Annotated in this window: 15 protein-coding genes; 4 read left to right on the forward strand and 11 right to left on the reverse strand. The window is 66.6% G+C overall.

Annotated features, from left to right (window positions below; translation table 11 throughout):
• Positions 1-144 precede the first annotated feature (144 nt).
• Both FAZ95_RS37850 and FAZ95_RS37855 read left to right on the forward strand, forming a co-directional pair.
• Positions 145-789, forward strand: coding sequence for an FMN-binding negative transcriptional regulator (locus tag FAZ95_RS37850; protein WP_137337392.1), 645 nt, complete (start codon positions 145-147; stop codon positions 787-789).
• A 106-nt stretch (positions 790-895) separates the two neighbouring features.
• Positions 896-3,250 (forward strand): heavy metal translocating P-type ATPase, encoded by a 2,355-nt coding sequence (locus tag FAZ95_RS37855; RefSeq protein WP_137337393.1) that lies wholly within the window; start codon positions 896-898, stop codon positions 3,248-3,250.
• Between the two features lie 63 nt (positions 3,251-3,313).
• Here FAZ95_RS37855 and FAZ95_RS37860 read toward each other — a convergent pair whose 3' ends face one another.
• The 4 genes from FAZ95_RS37860 to FAZ95_RS37870 form a co-directional block, all read right to left on the reverse strand.
• Positions 3,314-3,607, reverse strand: coding sequence for a hypothetical protein (locus tag FAZ95_RS37860; RefSeq protein WP_137337394.1), 294 nt, complete (start codon positions 3,605-3,607; stop codon positions 3,314-3,316).
• Positions 3,608-4,075: 468 nt separating this feature from the next.
• Positions 4,076-4,231, reverse strand: coding sequence for a hypothetical protein (locus FAZ95_RS39695; RefSeq protein ID WP_175425876.1), 156 nt, complete (start codon positions 4,229-4,231; stop codon positions 4,076-4,078).
• Positions 4,232-4,400: 169 nt separating this feature from the next.
• Positions 4,401-4,940 (reverse strand): hypothetical protein, encoded by a 540-nt coding sequence (locus FAZ95_RS37865; protein ID WP_137337395.1) that lies wholly within the window; start codon positions 4,938-4,940, stop codon positions 4,401-4,403.
• Positions 4,941-5,150: 210 nt separating this feature from the next.
• Positions 5,151-6,467, reverse strand: a complete 1,317-nt coding sequence (locus FAZ95_RS37870; protein ID WP_137337396.1) for a hypothetical protein — start codon at positions 6,465-6,467, stop codon at positions 5,151-5,153.
• A gap of 230 nt (positions 6,468-6,697) precedes the next feature.
• On the opposite strand from FAZ95_RS37870, the gene FAZ95_RS37875 reads away from it, so the two are divergent.
• Positions 6,698-7,804, forward strand: coding sequence for an AGE family epimerase/isomerase (locus tag FAZ95_RS37875; RefSeq protein ID WP_137337397.1), 1,107 nt, complete (start codon positions 6,698-6,700; stop codon positions 7,802-7,804).
• Between the two features lie 169 nt (positions 7,805-7,973).
• Here FAZ95_RS37875 and FAZ95_RS37880 read toward each other — a convergent pair whose 3' ends face one another.
• On the reverse strand, positions 7,974-9,587 hold the full coding sequence (locus FAZ95_RS37880; protein ID WP_137337398.1) for a methyl-accepting chemotaxis protein: 1,614 nt from the start codon (positions 9,585-9,587) through the stop codon (positions 7,974-7,976).
• Between the two features lie 242 nt (positions 9,588-9,829).
• Here FAZ95_RS37880 and FAZ95_RS37885 point away from each other — a divergent pair, with 242 nt between their 5' ends.
• A complete protein-coding gene (locus tag FAZ95_RS37885; RefSeq protein ID WP_137337399.1) occupies positions 9,830-10,288 on the forward strand; it encodes a PaaI family thioesterase in 459 nt (152 codons plus the stop codon).
• A gap of 34 nt (positions 10,289-10,322) precedes the next feature.
• Here FAZ95_RS37885 and FAZ95_RS37890 read toward each other — a convergent pair whose 3' ends face one another.
• From FAZ95_RS37890 to FAZ95_RS37915, 6 genes are all read right to left on the reverse strand, one after another.
• On the reverse strand, positions 10,323-11,171 hold the full coding sequence (locus FAZ95_RS37890; RefSeq protein ID WP_137337400.1) for an ureidoglycolate lyase: 849 nt from the start codon (positions 11,169-11,171) through the stop codon (positions 10,323-10,325).
• Positions 11,172-11,324: 153 nt separating this feature from the next.
• Positions 11,325-12,068 (reverse strand): SDR family oxidoreductase, encoded by a 744-nt coding sequence (locus tag FAZ95_RS37895; protein ID WP_137337401.1) that lies wholly within the window; start codon positions 12,066-12,068, stop codon positions 11,325-11,327.
• Between the two features lie 112 nt (positions 12,069-12,180).
• Positions 12,181-13,011: an amidohydrolase family protein gene (locus FAZ95_RS37900; RefSeq protein ID WP_137337402.1), complete on the reverse strand. Its 831-nt coding sequence runs from the start codon at positions 13,009-13,011 to the stop codon at positions 12,181-12,183.
• 15 nt (positions 13,012-13,026) lie between these two features.
• The gene (locus FAZ95_RS37905; protein WP_137337403.1) at positions 13,027-14,076 is read right to left on the reverse strand and encodes an aldo/keto reductase; all 1,050 of its coding nucleotides are present in this window, start codon (positions 14,074-14,076) and stop codon (positions 13,027-13,029) included.
• A gap of 17 nt (positions 14,077-14,093) precedes the next feature.
• Positions 14,094-15,425: a UxaA family hydrolase gene (locus FAZ95_RS37910; RefSeq protein WP_175425877.1), complete on the reverse strand. Its 1,332-nt coding sequence runs from the start codon at positions 15,423-15,425 to the stop codon at positions 14,094-14,096.
• A 52-nt stretch (positions 15,426-15,477) separates the two neighbouring features.
• Entirely contained in the window at positions 15,478-15,807 is a 330-nt protein-coding gene (locus tag FAZ95_RS37915) for a UxaA family hydrolase (RefSeq protein ID WP_137337404.1), read from the reverse strand.
• Positions 15,808-15,852: the final 45 nt, after the last annotated feature.

A 15,852-nucleotide genomic window follows, 5' to 3' on the forward strand; every position in this document is an offset into this window, starting at 1 on the left:
GTCCTTCTTGATCTTGAGAACGCGTTTTATCGTATCCTCGTCGGCTAAGCAAGAACAAGGCGGGCGTGGCGCGAAATCGCGTGCAAAACCGCCTTCTTGCACTATTTGACGTTGCCGGCGCCGACCGGCGCCAGGAGTCCCCGCATGTACATGCCCGCCCAATACGAAGAGGCCCGGCCCGAAGTCCTGCACCGCCTGATGGCCGATCATCCGCTCGGCGCGCTCGTCACCGTCGGGCCAAGCGGGCTCGACGCCAACCATATTCCGTTCGAATTCGCGCCGGGCGAGGGACCGCACGGCACGCTGCGCGCCCATGTCGCCCGCGCGAACCCGGTCTGGCGCGAGGCGGCGGACCGCCCCGACGCGCTCGTCATCTTCCAGGGGCCGACCGCCTACATCTCGCCGAACTGGTACCCGAGCAAGCACGAGGAGCACCGCAAGGTGCCGACGTACAACTACATGGTGGTGCACGCGCACGGACGGATTGTCGTCCACGACGATGAAGCTTTCGTGCGCGGCCTCGTCGCACGGCTCACGCGCAAGATGGAAGCCGGCGAGCCCGTGCCGTGGAAGATGGGCGACGCACCGGCCGATTATCTTTCCCAGATGCTGTCGATGATCGTCGGCATCGAGATCGAGGTGACCAAGCTCACCGGCAAATGGAAGCTCGGCCAGGAAAAAGAGGGCCGCGACCGTCGCGGCGCGATCGCCTCGCTGCGCGAGCGCGGCGGGGATGCGCGCTCTCAGGTGGCGGACGCGATGTTCGAAGCGAAGCCGGGGCTGGAGTGAGGCGTTAGCGTGCGGCATTGGCGCGAGCCGGGCTTGACCTTCCCATCATGGGAAGCTTGATACTGCATTCATCGGCGGCCATTGCCGCCTTCAAGCCCTCTCCGTCATGACCGACTTGTCCGAACCCACCACTGTCGCCATCCCGCCCGTTACGACGGAACTCGAGATCGGCGGCATGACCTGCGCGATGTGCGCGGCGCGTATCGAGAAGGCGCTCGCGCGTACGCCCGGCGTCGCGCGCGCCGCCGTCAATCTGGCGACGGAGCGCGCCACGGTCGCCTCCGATGCGCCGCTCGACGTCGACCGGCTCGTGGCCGTCGTCGTTCAGGCAGGCTACGAAGCACGCCCGGTCGCGGCACCCGAAGCGGCGGCTCAGCCTGGCGCAAACGCCACCGATACCGACACCCTCAAACGCCGCCAGGACCGCCGCGAGCGCAACGCGCTCATCGTCGCGGCGCTCCTGACGCTGCCGCTCATGCTGCCGATGCTCACCGAATGGTCGAGCGCGCCGCTCGCGCCGCCGGTCTGGCTGCAACTCGCGCTCGCGAGCGTCGTGCAATTCGGCTTCGGCGCGCGCTTCTACTCCGCCGCGTGGCGGGCGCTGCGCGCGAAGGCCGGCAACATGGATCTGCTCGTCGCGCTCGGCACGTCGGCCGCGTATGGTCTCTCCGTCTGGCAGGCGGCGGCGCATCCCGGCGAGACGGCGCACCTCTACTTCGAAGCCGCGGCGGTCGTCATCGTGCTGGTGCGCTTCGGCAAGTGGCTCGAAGCGCGCGCGAAGCGCCAGACCACCGACGCCATCCGCGCGCTCAACGCGCTGCGCCCCGACCGCGCCCGCATCCGCGGCGGCGACGGCCAGGAACGCGATGTGCCGCTCGCAGAGGTTCGCGTGGGGACGGTGGTCGTCGTGCGGCCCGGCGAGCGCGTGCCGGTCGACGGCGTCGTGCTCGAAGGCCGCACTCATATCGACGAATCGCTGATCACCGGCGAAAGCCTGCCGGTCGCCAAGGAAGCGGGCGAGCGCGTCACGGCGGGTTCGATCAACGGCGACGGCCTGGTTGCCGTGACGACGAGCGCGACCGGCGCCGAGACCACGCTCGCGCGCATCATCCGGCTCGTCGAGACCGCGCAAGCGGAGAAGGCGCCGATCCAGCGGCTCGTCGATCGCGTGAGCGCCGTCTTCGTGCCGGCGATCCTGGCGATCGCGCTCGTCACGCTGTGCGGCTGGCTGCTGGCCGGGGCGTCGGGCGAGACCGCGATTCTCAACGCGGTGTCCGTGCTCGTGATCGCCTGCCCTTGCGCACTCGGGCTCGCGACGCCTGCGGCGATCATGGCGGGCACCGGCGTCGCCGCGCGCCACGGCGTGCTGATCAAGGACGCGCAAGCGCTCGAGCTGGCGCAGCGCGTGTCCGTCGTCGCGTTCGACAAGACGGGCACGCTGACGGCCGGCAAGCCGTCGATGGTCGCGTTCGAGGCGCTCGGCATAGAGGCGCTCGGCATCGAGGCGCTCGGGATGGCGCGCGGCGAAGCGCTCACGCTGGCCGCCGCGGTGCAGCGCGGCAGCGATCATCCACTCGCGCGGGCGCTCGTCGCGGCGGCGGAATCGGACGCGGAAGGTTCGGAAGGCGTGAGAGGCACGGCAAGTCCGGAAGGCACGCAAGCACCGGCGGCGCCGCGCGCGCAGCCGAAAGTCGCGCACGCGGTCGCCGTGCCCGGACGTGGCGTCCAAGCCGAAGTCGACGGCCGCACGCTCGCCATCGGCAGCAGCCGCTGGCTCGCCGAGCTGGGTATCGATTTGCCGCCCGCCATCGCCGCGCGGGCCGAGGCATTCGAGGCGGCCGGCAACACCGTGTCCTGGCTGATGCGCCTCGCGACGCCGGACGCGCCCGCCGCCGCTCTCGCGCTGATCGCGTTCGGCGACACCGTCAAGGCAGGCGCGCGCGACGCCATCGAACGCCTCGCCGCGCGCGGCGTGACGAGCGTGCTCGTGACGGGCGACAACCGCGGCAGCGCGGCAAGCGTCGCCGCGGCGCTCGGCATCCGCGAGTTCCACGCGAACGTGCTGCCCGCCGAAAAGGCGCGCGTCGTCAGCGAATTGAAGACGCGCACCGGCGGCATCGTCGCGATGGCCGGCGACGGCATCAACGACGCGCCCGCGCTCGCGGCCGCCGATATCGGCATGGCGATGTCGACCGGAACCGACGTCGCCATGCACACCGCCGGCATCACGCTGATGCGCGGCGACCCGGCGCTCGTCGCCGATGCGATCGATATTTCGCGGCGCACATACCGCAAGATCCGCCAGAACCTGTTCTGGGCGTTCGTCTACAACCTGGTGGGGATTCCGCTCGCGGCGTTCGGCCTGCTCAACCCGATGCTCGCGGGCGCGGCGATGGCGTTTTCGAGCGTGAGCGTCGTGACCAACGCGCTCTTGCTGAAGACCTGGCGCAGCGGCAAATGAGCCCCAGAAAGGAAAAGCCCCGCGTCCAAGACGCGGGGTTCGTGCCGTGACACAGCGTGACGCTTATTGGCGGTAATCCCCGTGATCGCCGTGATCGCCGTGGTCGCGGTGCGGATCGTGATCGTGCGGATGATGGCGCATCCACTCGTCGTGCTCCCAGTAGCGGCGGCCGTCCCAGTAGCGCTCGCCGTGCCAGCCGAGCGAGACGTTCGCGTCGACGGGAATGGAGTGCGGCGCGTCGTACGCCGGATGCGGCGCGTACACCATCTGCGCGGAGGCCGACCCTGCGGCCAACAGTGCGCTCCCAGCAACGAGCGCGGCGGCGATCGAGTGCGAAATCTTCATCGTGAGTTTCATCGTCGTTCTCCAGTAGTCGAGTCAATATCCGGTCATGCCGCACGGCTTTGTGCCTGCGTGGAAACGTAGTCAGGCGCGGCGCCTGCCGCTCGAAAGGCGGCTTTCCGGGCGCCGGGCTCCGGCGACGCGCGTCAAACCGTGCGCTTGGGAACCAATGTACTGGACTCGGGGCTGGGGAAAAGTGAACGGGTGTAAGACGAAATTTCAAGCGAAACACACGGCTCGGACGGCGCAAATAGACGGGAAAGTCTGCACAGACAAAGCGATGCGGGCGTAGCGGCCCTATTTCCACGCTGAAACCGGCATGCAGCGCGTTACATCCGTAACGGACAGGAAATCTTTGAGGGTCACTTCAAAGCGTGCGCTCGAAATGCAAAACGCCGGCGTACGCAGTGCGTGCCGGCGTTCGAGAACTACCGCAACCGCAGGCCACGGCGACTGCCGAGGCCTGCCTAGGTTTTGCGCGGCTTAGCCGCGCATCAATCCGACGAGCGAGACCTGCGAGCGGCGGATGCGCTCAGCTTCGCGGTGGCGTGCTTCGTACGAATAGTCCGAATCGAGCGGCAGGTACGGCGATGCGAAAAGGTCGCTGGCCTTTTGGATCAGGGCGAGGATAAAGCTCATGAGCGACTCCTGTTGAACAATGGACTAGGGTTTTCCCTTAAGAAGAATTATAGGGTTTTCCCTAGCTCATTGCTAGTGCGACGCAGCAATTTTTTGACGCGCCACGCTGCCGCACGAGGTCGACGCCGCTTGTGCGTTGCACCAATACAACAAGCCACTGCCGTCTCGGTCAGGTGCCCGGCTTCCACGGCCAGGACGGATAGATCCGCTCGCTGGTCTCGACGCTTTCGCGCGGGGTCGTCTCCGAATCACTGGCGCGTTCGATGTCGCTCGACTCCGGCGCGTCGGCCTCGGGGGCATCCTCGACCGCCTCCCAAACCGGCTCCGCGACCGCTTCGAGCACGGCTACGCCCTCGCCGAACCACGGCACCTCGACGCGCAGCTCGGCAACGTAGGCGCGCCATCCGTCCGGGTTGCCGGCAAAGAGGTGCTGCTGCACGGTCGACGCAAGCTCCTCGCGATTCAACTCCGCTTCCAGCAATTCGCTCGGCCACGTGCAGAAAGCGGCGCTCGCGCGCTGTGCGAACTCGACCGGCGTCATGCGCGGCGATACGTGTTCGAGCAACGGAAGGCTCGCCAGCGACGTGTCGGTCTCGGCGAGCCGACGCACCGAGCGTTGACCGGCCTCGCGTTTCAGCAGACACGCCACCGTCTCCATGACCTCGCCAAGATGCAGCAACAGTGCGCGGCGCTCGATTCCGTCTTTCATTGATTCCTCTCCTGCGGGTGAACTCAATCCCAAATTCTAGCCGCCGTAGCGGGACTGCCAGTTGAATAGGCGCAATGGCGTGCGCGAATCCGCGCGTCCGGATTGCGTCGCTCGCGGCAAGTGCAAAGGCGGCGCGAAGGCAATGCGCGCGGGAATCGGCGGGAATGTGGCGACAAGCCGGCGCGCGACGAATTGTCGTGCGCCGCGCTGTCAATGCATCGGTGCCGCTTTGGGCTTGTGCGAGTGCGGCTGGGGTTTCGCGTGCTTGGCGACAGCCGGCGCCTGCGAGGTCGGGCGCGTCGCCGGCGCGGACGGCGGCGTCTCGTTGACGGGGGGAGGTGTGTTGGCCGATGCGGCGGCATCGGCGAGCGTCGTCAGCGTGGCCTGCTGGCTTCGCAGCATGTCTTCGATGCGCTGCTGCTGGGCCGCGCTCTCGCGCGTGAGCCGCATCAGCAGCGCCGTCTGCGTGATGCCGATCGCGATCGTCACCAGAAGCGCCGCCACGACGATCGACAGCAGCCACTTCATGCGCCGAGAATGATCGCCGGCCGCGCGGCGCTGGTCGGCGATGACGCCGTAGAGCGCATCGACCGTGTCGGCAAACGCCGTGGCGCGAGCCCAGTCGAGGTCCGGTGCGCGCCGCGAGGCGGCCGGCGTGTAGGGTGCAGTCTCGCGGGCAAAGGACTTGGCCTGAGCAGGCGCTGCGCTTTGCTGGACGGACGCCGGCGCGGGTTCCGGCGCGGGCGCGGATGCGGCACCCGTGCTTGTGGCGGTGGACCCGGTGGCCGATTGCGGCGCGGCTTGCGGCTGCGTCCCCGGCATCACCGTTGATTCCGCGACGACCCCAGGCGAGGCCGGCATTGGCTCTGCCTCATTGGCACGCGGGGTGACGCCGCTCGCCGCGTTCTCGCTCGGGCGCGCAGCGGCTTGGCGCCGCGCCGACGCCACGCTGCGTATCGTCGACGCGACGCCAGCCGACGACGGCGCCAGCACCGCATCGAGTTCCGCCGTGCTCTTGGGCACGGCATCGGCGTCCGGAGTCTTCGCGGTGGCGGGCAACGCCTTGGATGCAGCCTCCGGCCTGTCCGCGCCTCGAGACTCAGCTTCAAGCGCCGGTGCTTCAACGGCCGCGTCGCTCGAGCGCGCGCCGCGCGCACTACGCGACGCCTTGGCTTCCGCTGCTGCCGGTGCCTTGGACGAGGCCACCGCCTCGCCCCCCGTCTCGGCGCGCTCAGCGGCCGGCATCCCGACTGCCGCCAGCACGTCGTCCGGCAGCTCGAACCCCGCGAGCGTGCCTTGCCGCGTATCGATGTTCATCGCTTCGAGCACGGCGCGCGCCGGATCGTCGCTGAACAGATCGCCGGTGCTGTCGTCGCGGGTGGCGTCGCTGAGTTCCGCGAGGCGCTGCGCCGACTTGGCGGCGCGCGCGAGCTTGTTTTCGGTATCGGATGAGACGGCGCCTGTACGGCGCTGCGCCGTGGCAGTGCGGGAGGAGCGGGAAGTCGTGGGTGCTGCGGTGTCTGCCATAGCGTGGAGGAGCGGCCGCCCGTCAGGCGCCGCTCATGGATATTGTCTGCGTTTTGCGAGACCGCATTGTCTCATGCTCGCGACGCGTTGCCGCCGCGATTTGCGTCCTTCATCGCGCGCTTGCGTCGGCCCGCCCAGCAGGCTACGCGGGCGCAATTTGCTTTATCCTTGCGCATCGCGCGGCACCTCGCGCCGCGCACCGCCCGCTTTTTTCCGATCCAGCGCACACCATGCCCTCCGACGTTTCGACCACGGCCCAAGCCGCCACGCTCCGCGAGCACTTTTCGCAAACGATCCTGCCGATCTGGCGCGGCCCCGGTTTCAATGCGTCGCGGCAATTGCCGTACGAAGCCGTCAGCGCCGACGCCCACCAGCCGCTGCCCGTCACCCGCTATCGCGCGATGGCCTGCGCCCGGCAGCTCTTCGTGTTCTCGCAGGCGGGCGACGGGGAGCACGCGCACCGTCTGTTCGAGTCGCTCACGCGCTACTTCGCGGATACGCGCAAAGGCGGCTGGCTCTATAGCGTCGACGCGAACGGCGCCCCGCTCGACACGACCAAGGATCTCTACACGCACGCTTTCATCGTCTTTGCGTGCGCCGAATACTTTGCGAAGTTCGGCAACCGCGGTGCGCTCGCCACGCTGAACGAAACGGCCTCGCTGATCGAAGCGCGTTTTGCGGCGCCTGCGTCGAACGGCCTGCTCTACGCCGCGCTCGACGAAGACTTCGCCACGGTCCGCGAGGGCTTGCTGCAAAACCCGCTGATGCATCTGACCGAGGCGTATCTCGCCGCCAGCGAAACCACCAGCGGCACCGCGTTCGGCGACGCCCTCGCCCGCCTCGCGCTTGGCGTTGCCGGCACCTTCGTGCACGCGCCGACGGGCTGCATCGCCGAACTGCCGATCGGCGACGCGGACAATCGCTTCGAGCCGGGCCATCAGTTCGAATGGTTCTATCTCGTGAAACGCGCGGGCAAGACAATCGCCGCATCGGGTCTCGACGCGGCGCTGGAGCGTGCGTTCGATTTCGCGCAGGAGCGAGGCATCGACCGCGCGACGGGCGGTGTCTGCGCAGCGCTGGACGAACAAGGCGCGGTGAAGGACGCGACCCAGCGCATCTGGGCGCAAACGGAATACCTGCGCGCGCTCGCCACGCGCGGCGACAGTGCGTCGCTGCAAACCCTGCCGCAGCAGATCGAGCGATTTCGCACGCGCTTCCTGCACGCGCGCGGCTGGTACGAATGCAAAACGCCGGAGGGCGCGGTCGCGCGCGCCGACATGCCGTCGACGACGCCCTATCACTTGGCAACCGCCTACGCGTCGCTGCCTTCTAATTGATCGACGAACGCTCGGCAGGCGAGGCGATCGTAAGCGGCGTTGCACGGGACCGCTTTGCGTGGGACTCACTGTGGGCCTGGAGTAGCCGCTAAAGCGCTAACTCCGGTCGACAAAAAAACGCCGGCATATAAGCCGGCGCCAACTCCTACCCCAAAAACGCTGTCCGCGATCAGTACGCCGCCTGCGCCAAGCCTGCCGGTTCGATGCCGTTGGCCAAGAACCGCGCTTCGCCCAGCACCGTGTTCGAAATCTCGAACACCGAAACGGCCTCCTTCAACTGCCGCGTCTGATCGTGCAGCGACGAAGCCGCAGCCGCCGCTTCCTCGACTAGCGCCGCGTTCTGCTGCGTCATCTGATCCATCTGCACGACCGCCTGATTGACCTGCTCGATCCCGGTGCTCTGTTCGAGCGACGACGCGCTGATCTCCGACATCATCTGCGCGACACGCGAAATCGACGTCGACACGTTCTGCATCGCCTCGCCCGCGCGCTCGACGAGCTCCGAGCCGCCTTCGATTTGCGCGACCGATTCGCTGATCAGCGCCTTGATCTCCTTGGCCGACTGCGCGCTGCGCTGCGCGAGACCGCGCACTTCGCCCGCGACGACCGCGAAGCCGCGCCCCTGCTCGCCCGCGCGCGCCGCCTCGACCGCCGCGTTCAGCGCGAGGATGTTGGTCTGGAATGCGATGCCGTCGATCACCGTGATGATTTCGGCGATACGGTCCGAGCTTTGCGCGATCGCGCGCATCTTCTGCACGACGCCGTCGACGACGCCGCTCCCGCGCGAGGTCGCCTCGAGTGCGTCGTCGGCAAGCGCGTTCGCGGAGCGCGCGTGATCGGCGTTCTGGCGCACGGTCGCGGTCAGCTCCTCCATGCTCGACGCCGTTTCTTCGAGCGACGCGGCCTGGCTCTCGGTCCGGGCCGACAAATCCGCGTTGCCGGTGGCGATTTCATCGGCGCCGAGGTGGATCGAGTCGGCCGCGTCGCGCACGGTCTTCACGGTGCGCGCGACGCTCGCCTGCATCCGCGCGAGCCCGTCGAACAGGTGGCCGATCTCGTTGGTGCCGCGCTGCGTGATCGGCTGGTTGAGCCGGCCAAGCGCGATCCGGTCGAAATGGCGGCCGGCCTCTTCGAGCGGCGCGACGACGCCTCGCTTCAACGCGACATACACGGCGACCGTGCCCGCCAACAGCGCGACGAGAATCACGATGCTCACCGTGCGGAATACCGCGAGACGCGCATCGATCGAATCGATCGACGCCTGGCTCGCCGCATCGCCGAACTGCGAGAAGTTGTGCTGCTCGGCGAGATAGGCGTCCTGGAACGACTGCGTCGGCTGATCGAGGAACGCCTGCACGTTGCCGGCGTCGAGGTACTGCACCAGCTCGCCCAGCGCCGTGTGCAGCTTCTGATACTTCTCCGCGAGCGCCGCGGCGCGGGCGCTGTTTTCGTCGCTGGTCTTCGTTACGCTGCTGAACTTCGCGAACGATTGGTCGGCGAGCGCGAGCTGGTCGCGTGCGTGCTGCACGATGTCGGTGGGCTCGGTGCCGCCGCGTACCATGCGCGTGCCGGCGCGCGACAGGTTGATGCGCGCGTCCATCAGATGCTGGGTCGTCTCGTTGACCGCATCGACCTGCTTCAGTGCGACGTTAGCCAGATCGCCCACGTCGCTGTGCGTGGTCGTCAGCGACCAGAAACCCAAACCCGCTGTGACGAGCTGAAGCAGACAGAATGCGGCCAACACAGACAGCAGGCCGGAAGCGAGTTTGATCTTGCTGAACATCGTGAATACCTGAAAAAACCTAGAGAAAAACCACTGCACAGAACCACTGTGCTCGTTTACGGCACGGAGAACGTTTGCTTGAGTGCGGATCGCGCGATTTGTGCAAACTGCGGGAGGACGCGATGCTTACGGCGAATTTCGATCAATTTGCACAACAATTCGGGTCAATCGCTTCGAATTGCCTTGACTCGGCACACGGGCGCTTCCTAGAGTGAAGCCAACCAAAACCCGGGGGATCGAGGATGACCGATTTCGTAGATCTCGCGCGCAGTGCGCTGCACGCCCAGCCTTTCAGCATGCTGCTCGGCACCGAATTGATGCACGTCGGCACGCGCGAGCTGGCGCTGCGCTTGACGATTCGTGACGAGCTTCGCCAGCAGCACGGCTTCGTGCACGGCGGCGTCATCAGCTATCTCGCCGATAACGCGCTCACCTTCGCAGGGGCGCTGGCGCTCGGTCCGAGGGTGGTCACCATGGAGTACAAGATCAACTACTTGAGGCCCGCCGTGAACGGCACGCTGATCGCGCGCGCCGAGCTGGTCTACGCGGGGCGCGGGCATGCGACCTGCCAATGCAACGTGTTCGTCATCGACGGGGACAAGGAAAAGCTGGTCGCGATCGCGCAGGGGACCATCAATCGCGTGGGGGATGGGGGAGAGGGAGGAGAAAGCGCCGCCTCGCGCGAGACGGCGCCCAACTGAAGCGCGGCTGATTGGGCCGCGCTAGTTCACGGACTTATTCCGCCGCATAAGTCCGCTGCTGCTGCTCGCCGAGCCCTTGGATGCCGAGGCGTATCGTCTGGCCCGGCTTCAAGTACACCGGGTTCGGCTTCACGCCCATGCCGACGCCCGGCGGCGTGCCGGTCGAGATCACGTCGCCCGGCTGCAGGCTCATGCATTGCGACAGATACGACACCAGCTTCGCGACGCCGAACACCATCGTGCGCGTGTTGCCGTTCTGGTAGCGATGGCCGTCCACCTCGAGCCACAGGTCGAGCTGCTGCGGATCGGCCACTTCGTCGCGCGTAACGAGCCACGGACCGATCGGGCCGAAGGTGTCGAAGCCCTTGCCCTTGTCCCACTGGCCGCCGCGCTCGATTTGCCATTCGCGCTCGGACACATCGTTGACGACGCAGTAACCCGCCACGTAATCGAGCGCATGCGCTTCGTCGACATACTTGCAGGACTTGCCGATCACGACGCCCAACTCGACTTCCCAATCGGTCTTCTTCGAGCCGCGCGGAATTTCGACGTCGTCGTTCGGGCCGACGATCGCGCTCGTCCACTTGTTGAAGACGACGGGCTCGGTGGGCACCGGCAAGCCCGATTCCGCCGCGTGGTCCGCGTAATTGAGGCCGATGCAGACCAGCTTGCCGACATTGCCCACGCACGCGCCGATACGCGGGTTGCCGGAGACGAGCGGAAGCGATTTCGGATCGACGCCGCGCAGCTTGCCGAGACCGGCATCGGTCAGCACATCGCCGGCGATATCGCGCACGACACCCGACAAGTCGCGAATCTTGCCGTCAGCATCGAGCAAACCCGGCTTTTCCTGGCCCTTCGGCCCATAACGAAGCAGTTTCATCGTTGCACTTCCTCACGTCTCGTTCAGTTGATGTAAAAGCGAACCGGTTAATTCGGTTCTCCTATCGAACGCGCGCCCATACGATCGGCTTACGTTCGACAGGCGATGCCCCTCGAATCATTCTTTTGTTCGACGCGGCCGGCCTAGGCACGGTCAGTTCGACCAGCCGCCATCGATCACATGCGCGTGCCCGGTGGTGAACGCCGACTCGTCCGACGCCAAATATAACGCCAATGCGGCAATCTCATCCGCCTTGCCCACGCGCCCCATCGGCTGACGCGCGACAAACGCGGCGCGCACGGCCTCGATCGTCGCGCCCTGCGCTTTCGCCTGCGCGGCGATGCGATCCTCCAGCGACGGCGACTCGACCGTGCCCGGGCAAATCGCATTGCAGCGGATGCCGCGCGTAATGAAGTCGGCCGCGACCGCCTTCGTCAAACCGATCACCGCCGCCTTCGATGCGCCGTACACGCAGCGGTTCGGCACGCCCTTGATGCTCGACGCCGCCGACGAAATGTTGATGATCGACCCGCCGCCCTTTTCCAGCATCGCCGGCAGGAATGCGCGGATCATCCTGAACATCGCCTTCACGTTCAGATCGAACGCGAAGTCCCAATCCTCCTCGCTCGCCTCCAGAATCGAGCCCGCGTGCACGAAGCCGGCGCAGTTGAACAGCACGTCGATCGCGCCGACTTCGGCGGCGAGCGCCTTGATCGCCGCGCCGTCGCGCACGTCGAGCTTGCGGACTTCAAACGGGCGGTTGGCGAGGCCGTCGATGCGGATATCGGTGGCGATCACACGCGCACCCTCGCGCGCGAACGCTTCGGCCGTCGCGAGGCCAATGCCTTGCGCGGCGGCGGTAATCAAGGCCGTCTTCCCGGCCAGTCTTTGTACCATCTGCGGCTCCCCATGAAATGGCGTCTGAGACATAACGAGTATTGCAGTACGCACTCAACGAACGCGCAATACGGATTGCACATCGTCTCTTGCGTATTACGGATTGCGCGTTTTACAGGCGATAGAACGCGCTCGCGTTGGCGCCGAAAATCGCGTCGCGCTCCCCATCGGACAGATCGGCGACGAGCGCGTTCGCACACGCGTGCCAGAGCAGGTAGTCGCCGTTCAGGTTGAGCACCGGCCAGTCGCTGCCCCACATCAGGCGGGCCGGGCCGAAATGGGCGAGAAGATGGGCGACATAGGGCGCGAGCGTCGCTTCGCTCCAGCCCGCGGCGGCTTCGGTCGCGAGCCCCGAGAGCTTGCAGTGGATGTTCGGCAATGCAGCCAGGCGTGCGATGCCGTCCGCCCACGGTTGCCAGCCTGCAGCGCCGTCGCGGATCGGCGGCTTCGCGCCATGATCGACGACGATGCGCACCGCCGGAAAGCGCGTCGCGAACGTGTGGAGCGCGTCGACGTGGCGCGCGAAGATGAGCGCATCGAAAGCGAGGTCGTGGGCGATGAGCGCTTCGATAGCGGGCGCGAGCGCGGGGTTCGCGATCCAGTTGTCGTCGGGCAGGTCCTGCAGCATCGGCCGGACGCCTTTGAATTTGGGTTCAGACGCGAGCTCGGCGATCAGCGACGGCGCGTCCGGGTCCTCGAGCGGCACCCAGCCGACGACGCCCGCCACCGATGCCTCGCGACGCGCGATATCGAGCAAATAGCGCGTTTCGGCCACCGTCGGCGCGGCCTGCACGATCACCGTGCGATCGACGCCTGCGCGCTCGAGCCATGGCGCGAGGTCGGCAGGACCGAACTCGCGGTAGAGCGTGCCGAGCTGCGGCGTGAGCCATCCGTAGTCGCCGCGCTGCGGATTCCAGAAGTGCTGGTGGGCGTCAATTCGCATGGTGAGTTGGCCGGTCTATGAGCTTGGCACCGGCGCGGAGGCATCGAGCAGACCTTGCTCACGCAACTCGGACCACAGCGTCGGCGGAATCGGCCGCGAGAACGACGCGACGTTTTCGCGTAATTCGTCCGCGCTGCGCGCGCCGGTCAGCACGGTCGCGACCGCCGGATGCGCGTAAGGAAACTGCAATGCAGCCGCCGCGATCGGCACGTTGTGTGCCTTGCAGACACGCTCGATACGCGCCACGCGATCGATGATGTCAGGCGGCGCCGCGCCGTAGTTGAACTTGAGATCGCCTTCGACGCCGCGCGCGAGGATGCCCGAATTGAACGCGCCGCCAAGCAGGATGCTGACGCCGCGCTTTTCGCAAGCGGGCAGCAGATCGGCGAGCGTCGTTTGCTCGAGCAGCGTGTAGCGGCCGGCAAGCAACGCGCAGTCGATGTCGAACGCATCCATCGCTTCGAGGATCGCCGCGCCTTCGTTCACGCCGAGTCCGACCGCTTTCACCGCGCCCGATCCGCGCAATTCGTCCAGCGCCCGGAAACCGCCACCCTGCATCAATTGATTCCAGTAATGCGCGTTGCGCTCGCCATGCGTCACGCGGCCGATGTCGTGGATCAGCAGGATGTCGATTTCGACGATGCCGAGCCGCTGCTGGCTGTCTTCGAACGAACGCAGGATGCCGTCGTAGGTGTAGTCGTAGATCGCTTCGAACGGCAGCGGGTTTTGCCAGCCTTCGGGGTTGTGCGCGGCGTCAAAGGGCGTCTTGCGCGGCACGAAGCGCCTTCCGACTTTCGTCGACAGCACGTATTGGTCACGTGGATAGTGCCGCAGCGCATGGCCGAGCCGATGCTCGGCGAGCGTATTGCCGTAGTGCGGCGCGGTATCGAAATAGCGAACGCCCGCGCGCCACGCGGCGTCGATCGTCGCGTGCGCGTCGTCGTCGGACAAATCGCGATACAGCCCGCCAAGCGGCGCCGTGCCGAGCGACAGCCCCGTGACTGCGAGGTCGCGCACGCCGATTTTGCGGCGTTGCGTCACGTTCGATTGAACGGCATCGGTCATGGACAAAGTCTCCGCGTTCAATGCGATGTTATCTCCACGACGCGCTGCGCGTGCGCCGCCGCGCTCGACGGCAGGCACGCCGGTCCGACCGGCTCGAACGACTTGTAGGTGAGGATGAATTCCTGGTGGCCGAGCGCTTCCGATTTCGACGCGCCGCCCGCCGCCACCGCAAGCGTCTGGTCGAACACTTCGCGGCCGACTTCGTCGAGCGTCGCGCGGCCTTCGAGAATGCGGCCCGCGTCGACATCCATGTCGCCCGACAAGTTGCGGTACGTCGCCGGATTCGCGCACACCTTGATGACGGGCGAGATCGCCGAGCCCACCACCGAGCCGCGCCCCGTCGTAAACAGAATCAGATGCGCGCCGCACGCGATCAGCTCGCCGATCTCGGCGTTGTCGCTAATGTTCGGAAAGCCGAAGCGCGGCTCGCCGTCGGGGACGACGTCGAGCAGATAGAGGCCGCCCGTCGGCGGCACGTCGCCGGGTTTCACGATGCCGACGATCGGCGACGCCCCGCTCTTCGCATACGCGCCGAGCGATTTTTCCTCCTGCGTCGTGAGCCCGCCGTCCGCGTTGCCGACCGCGAAGCTGCCGTGGCCGAGGATCGAGTAATAGCGCGCCGCCTTGCTCACGCATTGCACGATCGCATCGCCCAAATCGGGCCGCGCCGCGCGGCTCTTCATGTGGTATTCGCAGCCGACCAGTTCGCCCGTTTCCTCGAAGATGCAGGTCGCGCCCGCGTCGATTAGATGATCGAACGCGCGGCCAACGGCCGGGTTGGCGGTGATGCCGCTCGTGCCGTCCGAGCCGCCGCAGATCGTGCCGATCACGAGCTCGCCGAGCGCCATCGGCACCTTCTCCTGCGCGGCCAGCTGCACGCGCGCCTTCTTCACCCAATCGACGCCGTATTGAATCGTGCTGCGCGTGCCGCCCTTCTCCTGAATCGTCAGCACCTCGACCGGCCGGCCGCTTTCGCGCACGACGTCGGCCAGATAGTGCTTGTTCATGCTCTCGCAGCCGAGCGACACGAACAGCACTGCGCCGACGTTCGGATGCGTCGTCAGCTGCTGCATCATCTTTTCCGCGTACTCGTTCGGATAACAGCCCGGAAAGCCGATCAGGTGCACCGGCGGCTCGCGTTCTGCATCCAGCGCCAGGGGATCATCGAACGCGTCGAGCGACTCGCGAAACTCGGCGACGATCTCGCGCGCGACGTGATGCGCGCATTCGACTAGATACGCCACCGCAACGACATTGCGAATGCCCTTGCGGCCGTCGCCGCGCAAGTAGCCGCGCAGCGCGGGCTGCACCGAGTTGGCGTTCGTTGGAGCTTGAGTAGAAGCAGTCATGTTGTTTCCTGAAACAGCGACAGCATCAGCGGCCGAGTGAAACGCGCGGCAGTCAGTGATGCACGAATTCGTGGCCTGCGTCGTGCGTATAAGTCGGCAGGTAGTCGCTTTCGACGTTGTGGGTGTGCAGGTGCTCGCCGCGTTCGACGCGCACCGTCACGTGACCGATCACCGCGCCGTAGCGCAGCACCTTGGCGTCCTTCTCGATCGGATGGCGCGCGACTTTGTGGCCGAGTTCGATCGTCTTGGCGAGCGTCACATGCTCGCCTTCGATGTCGATCGCCTCGCCCGCTTCGAGCCGCGCCGCTGCGATCAGGCAGTTATCGCCCGGATTCAGCAGGATCAGCCGCACATCGGTATGGAGTTGACGTTCACTGCTCAAGAAAGCCTCCCAGGTTGCCTTGGCCTGTCCATGTGAAGAACAGGC

The sequence above is a fragment of the Trinickia violacea genome, from assembly GCF_005280735.1.
Classification (GTDB): domain Bacteria; phylum Pseudomonadota; class Gammaproteobacteria; order Burkholderiales; family Burkholderiaceae; genus Trinickia_A; species Trinickia_A violacea.